This is a genomic window from Paraburkholderia tuberum STM678, assembly GCF_902833905.1.
Classification (GTDB): Bacteria; Pseudomonadota; Gammaproteobacteria; order Burkholderiales; family Burkholderiaceae; genus Paraburkholderia; species Paraburkholderia tuberum.
On record NZ_CADFGP010000071.1, the window covers coordinates 24,975 to 33,756 of the forward strand.

Consider the following 8,782-nt stretch of genomic DNA (forward strand, 5'->3'; position numbering starts at 1 on the left):
AAAAAAGCGCTTGAAACCCTAATAAAACGCCTCATTTTGGTGGTAATCGAAATTGGAGGTCTCTTGATGAGAATCGACAAACTCACCACTAAATTCCAGGAAGCGCTCGCGGACGCCCAGAGTCTGGCGGTTGGCCACGACAATCAGTACATCGAACCCGTCCACGTGCTCGCGGCACTCGTCGCGCAGCAGGACGGCTCCGCTCGCTCGCTGCTGTCGCGCGCCGGCGTGCATGTACAACCTCTACAAACCGCACTGAACGACGCGGTCACGCGGCTGCCCCAAGTGCAAGGCACCGATGGCAACGTGCAGATCGGCCGCGAACTGACCGGTCTGTTGAACCAGGCCGATAAGGAAGCGCAGAAGCTCAACGACACGTTCGTCGCGAGCGAAATGTTCCTGCTCGCGGTCGCCGACGACAAAGGCGAGGCCGGCCGTCTCGCGCGCGAGCATGGGTTGTCGCGCAAGGCGCTCGAAACCGCGATCGCCGCGGTGCGCGGCGGCTCGCAGGTGCATAGCCAGGACGCCGAAAGCCAGCGCGAAGCGCTGAAGAAATACACGATCGACCTGACCGAGCGCGCCCGCGCAGGCAAGCTCGACCCCGTGATCGGCCGCGACGACGAAATCCGCCGTTCCATTCAGATCCTGCAGCGCCGCACCAAGAACAACCCGGTGCTGATCGGCGAGCCGGGCGTCGGCAAGACCGCGATCGTCGAGGGGCTCGCGCAGCGCATCGTCAACGGCGAAGTGCCGGAAACGCTGAAGAACAAGCGCGTGCTGTCGCTCGACATGGCCGCGCTGCTCGCGGGCGCCAAGTATCGCGGCGAGTTCGAGGAGCGCCTGAAGGCGGTGCTCAACGACATCGCGAAGGACGAAGGGCAAACCATCGTCTTCATCGACGAGATTCACACGATGGTCGGCGCCGGCAAGGCCGAAGGCGCGATGGACGCTGGCAACATGCTGAAGCCGGCGCTCTCGCGCGGCGAACTGCATTGCGTCGGCGCGACCACGCTCGACGAATACCGCAAGTACATCGAAAAGGATGCCGCGCTCGAGCGCCGTTTCCAGAAGGTGCTGGTGGACGAGCCGTCGGTCGAGGCGACCATCGCGATCCTGCGCGGTCTGCAGGAGCGCTATGAGCTGCACCACGGCGTCGACATCACCGACCCGGCGATCGTCGCGGCCGCCGAGCTGTCGCATCGTTACATCACGGACCGCTTCCTGCCCGACAAGGCGATCGATCTGATCGACGAAGCCGCGTCGAAGATCAAGATGGAAATCGACTCGAAGCCGGAGGAGATGGATCGGCTCGACCGTCGTCTGATCCAGCTGAAGATCGAACGCGAAGCGGTGAAGAAGGAGAAGGACGAAGCGTCGCAGAAGCGTCTGCAGCTGATCGAAGAGGAAATCGAGCGGCTCAACCGCGAATATTCGGACCTCGATGAAATCTGGACCGCGGAAAAAGCGGCGGTGCAGGGTAGCGCGCAACTGAAGGAAGAGATCGAGAAGACGCGTGCGGAAATCGTGCGTCTGCAGCGTGAGGGCAAGCTCGAGAAGGTGGCCGAGTTGCAGTACGGCAAGCTGCCGGGTCTCGAGGCGCAACTGAAGGAAGTCACGCGCGCCGAGGCCGAGGAGCAGAACAGTCCGAAGCGTCCGCGTCTGTTGCGCACGCAGGTCGGCGCGGAAGAAATCGCCGAGGTCGTGTCGCGGGCCACCGGCATTCCGGTGTCGCGCATGATGCAGGGCGAGCGCGAAAAGCTGCTGCAGATCGAGTCGAAGCTGCATGAGCGCGTGGTCGGCCAGGACGAGGCGATCAGCGCGGTCGCCGATGCGATTCGCCGCTCGCGCGCGGGTCTGTCGGACCCGAACCGTCCGTATGGCTCGTTCCTGTTCCTCGGGCCGACCGGCGTCGGCAAGACCGAGCTGTGCAAGGCGTTGGCGTCGTTCCTGTTCGATTCGGAAGAGCATCTCATCCGTATCGACATGAGCGAGTTCATGGAGAAGCACAGCGTCGCGCGTCTGATCGGCGCGCCGCCGGGTTACGTCGGCTACGAGGAGGGCGGTTATCTGACCGAGGCCGTGCGCCGCAAGCCGTATAGCGTGATCCTGCTCGACGAAATCGAGAAGGCGCATCCGGACGTGTTCAACGTGCTGCTGCAGGTGCTCGACGACGGCCGCATGACCGATGGCCAGGGCCGCACCGTCGACTTCAAGAACACCGTGATCGTGATGACCTCGAACCTCGGTTCGCAGGTGATCCAGGCGATGGTCGGCGAGCCGCAGGAAGCCGTGAAGGACGCCGTGTGGGAAGAGGTGAAGCTGCACTTCCGGCCCGAGTTCCTGAACCGGATCGACGACGTCGTCGTGTTCCATGCGCTCGATCGCTCGAACATCCAGTCGATCGCGCGGATCCAGCTGCAGCGTCTGCACGAGCGGCTCGCGAAGCTCGACATGCAGCTGGTGGTGTCGGACGCGGCGCTCGAGCACATCGGCAAGGTCGGCTACGACCCGCTGTTCGGTGCGCGGCCGCTGAAGCGCGCGATCCAGCAGGAGATCGAGAACCCGATCGCGAAGCTGATTCTGGCCGGCAAGTTCGGTCCGAAGGATGTGATTCCGGTCGAAGTGGACGACGGCAAGCTGCTGTTCGAGCGCGTCGTGCACTGAAGGCGATGGCTTGATGATGCGAAGGGACGACGGCAGGCGAGTCGTTCCCGCCAACGTTAAGAAACCGGCAACGAAGGTGACTTCGTTGCCGGTTTTCTTTTGGCCGCCGATTTCAAACCGGTGGCATCACCGTGGAGCGAAGGTCTCTGCAAGCCGCCAGCGCATGGCGCACAGCGTGCTTAAGCGTTGCCCTTGTTGCCGAGCAGCGCCGACAGGCCGCCGAGCGCGCCGAGCACCGTGGTCGCGTTCAGCTTGCCATCGGCCGGCACTTCGCCTTCCGGCGTGGCCGCGTTGACGACGTGCGGCAGGATCTGCGACAGCAGACCCGTCACCTGATCCGGCTGGACGCCGGCCTTGGCGGCGAGACCGGTCACGGCTTCCGAGCCCAGCACGTTATGCAGCGCGTCGGGTGCGATCGGCTGGTTTTCGCCATTGCCGACCCACGACGACACGACGTCGCCGAGGCCCTTTTCCTGGAAGCGCTGGATCAGGCCGTTCAGGCCACCAGGCTGGTTGTTGACGAATTCGAGCGCGGCGGCGATCAGCGCTTGCTGGCCGCCGCCTTCTGGCGATTTGCCAAGCAGGGAACCGATGGTGTCGAGTAGGCTCATGACGGTCTCTCTTCAATGCCGGCGCGTATGACGGCCGGGCGGGTGACGTCGACGCGCGGTTGCGCGTCGCGGTGAAACGCAAGGGCGGCAGCCCCGCCGGGCTCAAGCGCCGGACGCAGCCGCGGCGGATGCCGCCTTGCTCTTCTTCGCTTTCTTCTTCGAAGCCTTGGTGCCGGACGCGTCGGCCGGTGCGCTAGCCGCGACGGCCGGAGCCGAAGCGGCTGCCGCTTCGGATGCTGCGGCCTTGTCCTTCTTCTTCGACTTCGACGGCTTCGCGGCCGAGGCGGGGGCAGCCGCGGCCGGCGCTGCCGTCGTGGCAGCGGGCGCGGCGGCGGTGGTTGCCGCGGGAGCCGCCGGTGTGGTCTTCGTGGCCGGCTTGGTGGACGTCTTCGCGCCGGTCGGCGGTGCCGACGAGCCGTTGATCGTCAGTCCGGCCGCTTCGAGGTTCTCGACCGATTTCTGGCCGATGCCCTTCACACGCGCGGCGAGATCGTCGGCGTTCTTGAACGGGCCGTTTTTGGCGCGTTCGTCGAGAATCGCTTTCGCATGCACGGGGCCGATGCCCTTGACCGATTCGAGCGTGGCCTGATCGGCGGTATTCACTTCCACGGCCGCGGCAAATCCGGCCGACAGCGACAAAGCCACAGCGACGCAAAGCATGAAAAGCTTCTTCAGCATGGCAAGCACTCCATTGAGGGCAAAAAGTTAGCCGGGAACGGACGACCTATCCTGTCAGCGGGCGCTGCGTTTAAGCATAGGACAAATCGCAGGCCCGATTTGAGATAGCGGACGATTTATACCGATCGATTGATGACAAGTAAATCCACCACACAATATTTAAAGCTTTTGGCGGCATGCAGTGCCGGTGAATTTATCGGTCGATATCGATCGCGATAACTCGTCTGCGATAAAGAATGAGCAACGCAAAGGAATGACAGCGTCCGACGCTTGACTTAGAGTGCACTCGAAGTCCTAACCTGAGTCCGTCATGTCGAAACACTCAACCGCGCTCACCATCGGTCAGGTCGCCGAAACGATCGGCGTGTCCACGCACACGTTGCGCTATTACGAACAGGCCGGCCTGATCCGGCCGGTCGGACGCACGCAGACGGGGCACCGGCTGTACTCGCCGGCCGATCTCGACTGGTTGCGCTTCGTGATGCGTCTGAAGGCAACGGGCATGTCGATCTCCGGCATGCAGCAGATCGCCGCGCTGCGCGCGCAAGGCCATCCGACGATGCGCGCACGCCGCGACCTGCTGGTTGCGCATCGCACCGCGCTGCTCGCGCGGATCGCCGATCTGCAGAGCAACCTCGGCGCGATCGACGACAAGATCGCGTACTACGAGGCGGCCACGAGCGGCGCGCTTGAGCCCGATCCGGCACGACAGGACGACGAAGCCTCGTCGCCCTCACATCCCGATAAGGACTCGCAATGGACTACGCACACAACGACCGCTACGCGCGGGGCTGGGACAAGCTCAGGGAAATCGACGGTTCGGCGGGCGAGCAGGTAATCGCCGCGCTCGCGCCCGTCGCGCCGGAATTCGGACGCCTGTTGATTGAATTCGGCTTCGGCGATATCTACAGCCGGCCGCAGCTCGATCTGCGCACGCGTGAGATTGCGACGATCGCGTCGCTCGCGACCCTCGGCTGCGCGCAGCCGCAGCTGAAGGTACATATCGAGGCGGCGCTGAACGTCGGCTGCACGCGCGAGCAGATCGTCGAGGTGTTCATGCAGATGGCGCTTTATGCGGGCTTTCCGGCCGCGCTCAATGCGCTGTTCGCGGCGCGGGAAATTTTCGAGGCCAAGGATCGGGAGGGGCAGGCCGCATACGCGGCGTGAGCGGGCTGAGCTGCGTGGGGAAGGAAAGGCGGATGCAGAACAGCTCGACTCTCACCCCGGCTTGGGCGCAACTGACGGTCCGGTCGGTGCTATTCGTGGCCTTCGCAACCCTCCATCCCCTCAAACAGCCGAATCAACCAGCACCGCCGCAGCCTCGCGCAAATAGCGCTGGCTCACGAATCGCCAGTACACGAGCAAGCCGAGCCCGGCAATCGCGAGACTTGCGGTATTGGCGACCCAGAAGCCGCGCGCGCCGGTCAGCCAGGGCGGCGTGAGGCCGGTCGTATCGAAGCCGAGCGCATAGCCGCCGCCGAGCCCGACTCCCCACAGCGCCACCGCATAGATAATGGTCGGCACGACCGCGATCTTGTAGGCGCGCAGCACGAACGCGGTCGAGATCTGCAACGCGTCGAACAGGTGGTAGCAGGCGACGATCAGCACCAGCGGCAACGCCTTCGCCGCCACCTGCGCGTTCGTCGTATAGCCGTCGACGATATACGGCCGCAGCACGAGCACGAGCGCGCCATAGCAGCACGCGATCACAACCGCCATCGCGATGCCGTGACGCGACAGCGTGCGCGCCGCCTGCGGCCGATGCGCGCCGAGCGCCTGCGCGACCAGCGTCGACGACGCGATGCCGATCGACAGTGGCGTCATATAGAGCACCGCGCCGACGTTGCCGGCGATCTGGTGCCCGGCGAGCGTCGTCGTGCCGAAACGCGCGATGAAAAGCGCCATGAAGGTGTACGACGTGACCTCGATCAGATACGACAGCCCCATTGGAATACCGAGCCGCAGTTGCGCGGCTTGGCGCTTCCAGACCGGCCAGCAGAAGTGCGTGAAGATGCCGAGTGCCTTGAAATCGTCGACGCGCGCGAGCAGCAGCATGCCGAGCGCCGCGAGTGCCCAGTTGAGCAGCGTGCTCGCGAGCGCGCAGCCCGGACCGCCCAGCGCGGGCACGCCGAGGCCGCCGAAAATGAACCAGGTATTGAGCGGAATTTTCAGCAGCAGCGCGGCGATCTGCAGGAACATCACGAGCCGCGGTTTGGCGAGCGCATTGGCAACGGAGCCGTAGACCCGGAAGGCGAGGCCGGCGGGCAGCCCGAACGCGAGAATCCGCAGGTACGCGAGCGTGCGCTCGTGCAGCGCGTCGGGCACCCGCGACAACGCCAGCAGCGGTCCGGGGAAGAACAGGATCAGAAAGCCGATCACGGTCAGCGCGGCGGCAAGCCACCATGACTGGCGGACCTCTTCGCCGATCTCGCCGTAGCGACGCGCGCCGTACAGCTGCGCGGTGATCGGCTGCAGTGCGGTCAGGATGCCGGTCAGGCCGATATAGACCGAGACGTAGATCGACGAGCCGAGGCCGAGCGCGGCCAGATCGACGGCCGAGTAACGCCCGACCATCGCCGTGTCGATCACGCCGAACGCGATGATGGCCAACTGGCCGATCAATACGGGCCACGCGAGCGCGGCGATCTTCCGTACGTCGGCGAACATGGTCAGTCGCGCTTCTTGTGCCAGTTGCGGCGCTTGCCGGGCGGCGGCTTGGGACGGTCGATGCGCACGTACAGGCGGAAGCGCTCGTCGCGGTCAGCGGCGCGGCGGCCTTCCCACACGAGCTTCCAGACGTAGTCGGGCATCGCGCTCGGGTTGCCGTAGTCCTGCGAGTCCTGACGCAGGATCACGTCGCAGTCCTGGTCGAACGAGAAATGCATGTCGCCGAAATACGCGAATGTCGCGATCTGCGCATTGCCTAGGCGCACCGGCGCGATGCACGTGTAGTCATCGGGCAAATGGGCGGCGATCTGCTGCGCGACGTCGCGATAGGTCCGGCTGTAGTTGACGACCGGCAGCCACAGCGTCATCAGCAACACCCACATCAGCGTGGTGCCGGCGCTCGACAGCACGACGCTGCGCCACAGCACCTTCGGATGACGCGCGAGGCGCCAGCGCACCAGCAGGAACCAGCACACGGTCACCGCGACCGCGCACACGAACGACAGAATCTTGAACTGCGGCACGAAGCCGGGCGCGAGTCGCGCGAGATTGCGCGCGAGCGGATGCGGGAAGCCCGTCAGGCCTGCCACATACACGAGCCATACGAAGCTGCCGAGGATCGTGAAGCTCAGCAGCGCGAACCAGTCGATCGCGTTGATCGCGCCGCGCTTGAGCGTCGGCAGCGCGAAAGTGGCGAGTACCGCGAGCGGCGGCAGGAGCAGCATGTAGAGTCGGTTCGACTGATGGCTTTGCAGCACGACGAGCACGAACAGCGGCCCGATCACCGACAGCGGAATCGCCACGTGCGGCGCGCGCCGCAGTCCCTGCCAGCTGAACCACGACCACAGCGCGAGTGGCCAGGCGGGCCACGTGAAGAGCGGCAGGTTTTTCAGCGCATACGCGGCGACCGAGCCGGGCGGGCCCGCGAACGAACTCAGGCTCACGTGCAGCCACTGGTTCAGATACCAGGCAGCGTCGTCCGGGAACGCGGAGAGCGCGATGATCGGCCACGACACCGCGAGCACGAGCGCCACGGGCAGACCCGCGAGCAGCAGCCAGCGCAATCGCGTTTCGCGTACGATCAGCGTCATCGCGAGCGTGCCGAGCAGCAGCGCGCCGACCAGCACCGGGCTGCTCGCGAGTGTGACGAGGCCGATCGCGAGACCCCAGATCAGCGCGCCCTGAATCGGCTTGTCGATCATGCGCACGAGGCCGTACACGAGCATCGCGATGCAGACGAACTGCGCGAGCTGCGGCGTGGTCTCGTGACCGCGCTCGGCGAGGCCGAAGCACGCGAGCAGGATCAGCAGTGCGCCATCGGCGAGCGTGCGGCCATAGTCGCGCGGTTCCGGCTCGCCGCCGAACGCATATTTGAATGGCTGCACTTCGGGACGCCGGCCGAGCAGATACGCCGCGTACCAGACGAACGCACAGCCCGCGCAGAACAGCAGGCCCGTGAACACGCGCGACGCGTTGCTCGCGTCGACCCACGGTGCGAGGACGCGGATCGCGCTCGCGCCGAGCCAGTAGCCGAGCGGGCCGTCCTCGGTCAGATATTTGCCGACCAGATTCGGCAGCAGCCAATCGTGCGCTCCGCCGTTCGCCATCGTCCACATCACACCAAAGCCGGCTGCGTCCTCGTTCTTCCACGGATCGCGGCCGAACAGGCCGAACGAGGCGTAGACGATACAGATGGCCAGCAGCAGCCAGCGCGGCAACGCACTGGTCGCAGAGGCGGTGAGGCGAACGACAGGTCTCATGCGGTGTGTGGAGTCTGGATAAACGATGCAGCCGGAGCGGCCCGGCAGGTCAGGGCGCGAGGGCCCGTTTCGAGCATCCGGCATTGTAGTCGTGCCGTGCGATGCACGTCACGGCCGGTAACGCCCGGCAACGTCAATGCACAAGCTGTAACACAGTGTCGCGAAAGCGCGGCGTGCTCCTTCCGGCTGAAGGCTTCGCGCGGCGTGCGAACCAGCGGGCGCACAAGCGCAGGCGACAAAAAAGGGCAGCTCGCGCTGCCCTTTCTGTTTGGTGCGCCAGGCATGGCGCGTAGCGCCGTGACTGGCGCTGTCCGACCCGCTGTGGTGGCGAGCCGGATGACTTGGGGGTGAAAGTCCTCTGCACACCCGGCAAGGGGAAGTGCTAGCTGAACGGCAAGGGTG

Annotated in this window: 7 protein-coding genes; 3 read left to right on the forward strand and 4 right to left on the reverse strand. The window is 65.1% G+C overall.

Annotated features, from left to right (window positions below; translation table 11 throughout):
• Positions 1–66 precede the first annotated feature (66 nt).
• On the forward strand, positions 67–2,664 hold the full coding sequence (clpB, locus tag HWY30_RS35585; RefSeq protein ID WP_090804607.1) for an ATP-dependent chaperone ClpB: 2,598 nt from the start codon (positions 67–69) through the stop codon (positions 2,662–2,664).
• A gap of 179 nt (positions 2,665–2,843) precedes the next feature.
• Here the strand turns inward: clpB and HWY30_RS35590 are convergent, their stop codons facing one another.
• The gene (locus tag HWY30_RS35590; protein WP_018418148.1) at positions 2,844–3,275 is read right to left on the reverse strand and encodes a YidB family protein; all 432 of its coding nucleotides are present in this window, start codon (positions 3,273–3,275) and stop codon (positions 2,844–2,846) included.
• A 102-nt stretch (positions 3,276–3,377) separates the two neighbouring features.
• Positions 3,378–3,953 carry a ComEA family DNA-binding protein gene (locus tag HWY30_RS35595; RefSeq protein ID WP_090804609.1) on the reverse strand — a complete coding sequence of 192 codons (576 nt, stop codon included), beginning with the start codon at positions 3,951–3,953 and terminating at the stop codon, positions 3,378–3,380.
• A gap of 310 nt (positions 3,954–4,263) precedes the next feature.
• On the opposite strand from HWY30_RS35595, the gene HWY30_RS35600 reads away from it, so the two are divergent.
• Positions 4,264–4,791 carry a MerR family transcriptional regulator gene (locus tag HWY30_RS35600; protein ID WP_090804611.1) on the forward strand — a complete coding sequence of 176 codons (528 nt, stop codon included), beginning with the start codon at positions 4,264–4,266 and terminating at the stop codon, positions 4,789–4,791.
• The gene (locus HWY30_RS35605) at positions 4,710–5,120 is read left to right on the forward strand and encodes a carboxymuconolactone decarboxylase family protein (protein WP_090804613.1); all 411 of its coding nucleotides are present in this window, start codon (positions 4,710–4,712) and stop codon (positions 5,118–5,120) included. Before HWY30_RS35600 ends, HWY30_RS35605 begins: the two co-directional genes overlap by 82 nt.
• Positions 5,121–5,240: 120 nt before the next feature.
• Here the strand turns inward: HWY30_RS35605 and HWY30_RS35610 are convergent, their stop codons facing one another.
• Both HWY30_RS35610 and HWY30_RS35615 read right to left on the reverse strand, forming a co-directional pair.
• Positions 5,241–6,620, reverse strand: a complete 1,380-nt coding sequence (locus tag HWY30_RS35610) for an MATE family efflux transporter (protein ID WP_090804617.1) — start codon at positions 6,618–6,620, stop codon at positions 5,241–5,243.
• Positions 6,621–6,622: 2 nt separating this feature from the next.
• Positions 6,623–8,380: an ArnT family glycosyltransferase gene (locus tag HWY30_RS35615; RefSeq protein ID WP_167368650.1), complete on the reverse strand. Its 1,758-nt coding sequence runs from the start codon at positions 8,378–8,380 to the stop codon at positions 6,623–6,625.
• Positions 8,381–8,782 lie beyond the last annotated feature (402 nt).

Coding starts and splice junctions, on each gene's coding strand:
- clpB (WP_090804607.1), top strand. CDS start 67: ATGAGAATCGACAAACTCACCACTAAATTCCAGGAAGCGCTCGCGGAC.
- HWY30_RS35590 (WP_018418148.1), bottom strand. CDS start 3,275: ATGAGCCTACTCGACACCATCGGTTCCCTGCTTGGCAAATCGCCAGAA.
- HWY30_RS35595 (WP_090804609.1), bottom strand. CDS start 3,953: ATGCTGAAGAAGCTTTTCATGCTTTGCGTCGCTGTGGCTTTGTCGCTG.
- HWY30_RS35600 (WP_090804611.1), top strand. CDS start 4,264: ATGTCGAAACACTCAACCGCGCTCACCATCGGTCAGGTCGCCGAAACG.
- HWY30_RS35605 (WP_090804613.1), top strand. CDS start 4,710: ATGGACTACGCACACAACGACCGCTACGCGCGGGGCTGGGACAAGCTC.
- HWY30_RS35610 (WP_090804617.1), bottom strand. CDS start 6,620: ATGTTCGCCGACGTACGGAAGATCGCCGCGCTCGCGTGGCCCGTATTG.
- HWY30_RS35615 (WP_167368650.1), bottom strand. CDS start 8,380: ATGAGACCTGTCGTTCGCCTCACCGCCTCTGCGACCAGTGCGTTGCCG.